The sequence below is a fragment of the Sphaerisporangium aureirubrum genome (assembly GCF_042658925.1).
GTDB lineage: Bacteria > Actinomycetota > Actinomycetes > Streptosporangiales > Streptosporangiaceae > Sphaerisporangium > Sphaerisporangium aureirubrum.
Map to the genome: position 1 here is coordinate 1 of NZ_JBHSRF010000171.1, position 2406 is coordinate 2406.

Below are 2406 nucleotides of genomic sequence, written 5' to 3' on the forward strand. Positions count from 1 at the left end.
CCGCCCCCGCCCCCGGCCCCGGCCCCGACCCCGCTATTCGCCCCCCGGTTCTCGTCGCCCTTGAGAATCCGGCGCCGCGACGGCGGAACGATGTACGGCGAAACCGGCGCCGCCGTACGGCGGAAAACCCGTGTGGGTCACCTGGGACAGCCGTCGTCAGGGATGATCAACGACCTCAAACCCTTCTCCGGCTGGGGTGGATGGTCCCACCCGTTGTCGATTCCGACCATGTCGAGCACAGCCCACCCGATTCCGGGGATATCCAGCACCGCAAGCGGACGTCACCCCGCGAGTGCGGGCGCCCGCAGGGCCGAACAACTCAGGCCCTCCCGACACGGTCGAGCAACTCGGGCCCTCGACACGGCCGCACAACTCGGGCGCTCTCGTCACGGCCGCACAACTCGGGCGCACGACCAGTTCGTTCAGGCGGTTCTCTTCTCCGGCGCCGCGACGGCGAGACGTGGTACGGCGAAAACGGCGCCGTCGTATGGCGGACAACCGGCGGTCTGTGCGGTCCCGGTGAAATGGTCCTTGCGCAGGCCGCGCTTCGCGCGGAAGGGCGCAAGGGCTGTGCTCATGGGGGGGTACCCCCGCACCCCCTGGGTCCTGCCAGGCTCGCGCTGCTCCACCGCGATCATGCCCCGGGCCGTCGTTCCCGATGACGCGGCTCGTGGTGGCGGGGCGGTGGGATGCGGGGCGGTGGAGCCCGGGGAGGCACGGAGCCGGGGGAGGCACGGAGCCCGGGACGTGGAGCGGAGCCCGGGACGTGGAGCGGAGCCCGGGACGTGGAGCGGACCCCAGGGCGTGGACCGGAGCGTATCGCGGTGGAGCAACGTGAGCCCGGTAGGACGCGGGGGTGCGGGGGTGTCCCCCACATGAGCACAGCCCTTGCGCCCTTCCGCGCGAAGCGCGTCCTTCGCGAGGACCATTTCACCGGGGCTGCACAGACCGCGGGTTGTCCGCCGTACGGCGGCGCCGGCTTCGCCGTACATCGTCCCGCCGTCGCGGCGCCGAATCCTGAGGGCGACGAGAACCGGGCGTGAATTGCCGGGGCGTGGGACGCGGGGTGGTGAGGACGCGGGGTGGTGAGGACGCGGGGTGGTGTGGACGCGGGGTGGTGTGGACGCGGGGTGGTGTGGACGCGGGGTGGTGTGGACGCGGGGTGGTGTGGACACGGGGTGGTGTGGACGCGGGTGGTGTGGACACGGGGCGGTAGGACGAGGGGTGAGGACGGTGTGGGCTGGGGGGTTGGGGTGGTGGTGGGTTAGCGGGTGTGGCGGGGGGTGGCGGTGAGGGTTATGGCGAGGGGGACCTTTAGGCCGGTGCGGCGGAGGGTGGTGGCGGCTTCGGACAGGGTGGTGCCTGTGGTGATGATGTCGTCGACGAGGATCGCTGTGGGGGCTGGGCGGGGCCAGGGGTTCGCTGTGGGGGTGGTCCAGGGGGGACGCGCTACTAGAGCGCCCGCGAGGTTGGCGGCTCGCTGTGGGGCGTTCAGGCCCGCCTGGTCGTGGACTCGGCGGCGGTGCTCCAGGGCGGGGATGGAGACCACGGGCCATCCCAGGGACCGGAGTGTGTGCGCTACGGCCGCCGCCAGCCGTCCGATGGGGTCGTGGCCCCGGCGCCGGACGGCCGAGCGCGCGCTGGGCACGGGGACCACCGCCAGCGGCCCGGCGGGGACGGTGGGCACGGCGAGCAGGACGGACACCAGCGCGTCCGCCAGGGGCCGGACGAGGGCCGTACGTCCCCGCTCCTTGTAGGCGAGGACCAGCCGGCGGGGGGCTCCCTGGTAGGGGGCGGCCGACCAGCACTGCGGCAGGCCGCGCGGCGGGGGGTGCGGCGGGCGCGGCGCCGGATCGCCGGACAGCTCCACCGCGCAGGCGGAACACACGATCGCGCCCGGCCGGGCACACCCGGCGCAGGACGGCGGCAGGACCAGATCGAGGAACGCGGACCACACCCGACCCACCATGCCGCCCGCCACCGACGATTTCCGTGCCCGCCGACCTCCGTGTCCGCATGCGGCCGAGCACCGCACCACCTCCGGGTCCGCATGCGGCCGAGCACCGCACGACCTCCAGGCCCGCATGCGGCCGAGCACCGCACCACCTCCGGATCCGCATGTGGCCGAGCGCCGCGCGACCTCCGCGTCCGCATGTGGCCGAGCGCCCCACGACCTCCGTGTCCGTACGCGGCCGACCGTCGCGCGACGGTGCCTGTCTCGGGGGCGGCGTATTGATCATCGAGAGCCTCGCCTCGGGTCCCGGTTCATCCCCGTTCCGGTCCGATCGGTCGGGCTGGTGGTGTCGGCCGTCGGGGGGCGACACGCCCGGGCAACTGTGGGGAGATCGAAATCACAGGGATTACGAAACGTAATGATTTGGTGAAATCGACGGGGGAGGGGTGGGG

General features: G+C 73.2%; 1 protein-coding gene. It reads right to left on the minus strand.

Annotated elements, in window-relative coordinates; genetic code table 11:
- Positions 1-1264: 1264 nt before the first annotated feature.
- A complete protein-coding gene (locus tag ACFP1K_RS40960; protein WP_380763980.1) occupies positions 1265-1969 on the minus strand; it encodes a ComF family protein in 705 nt (234 codons plus the stop codon).
- Between the last annotated feature and the right edge of the window lie 437 nt (positions 1970-2406).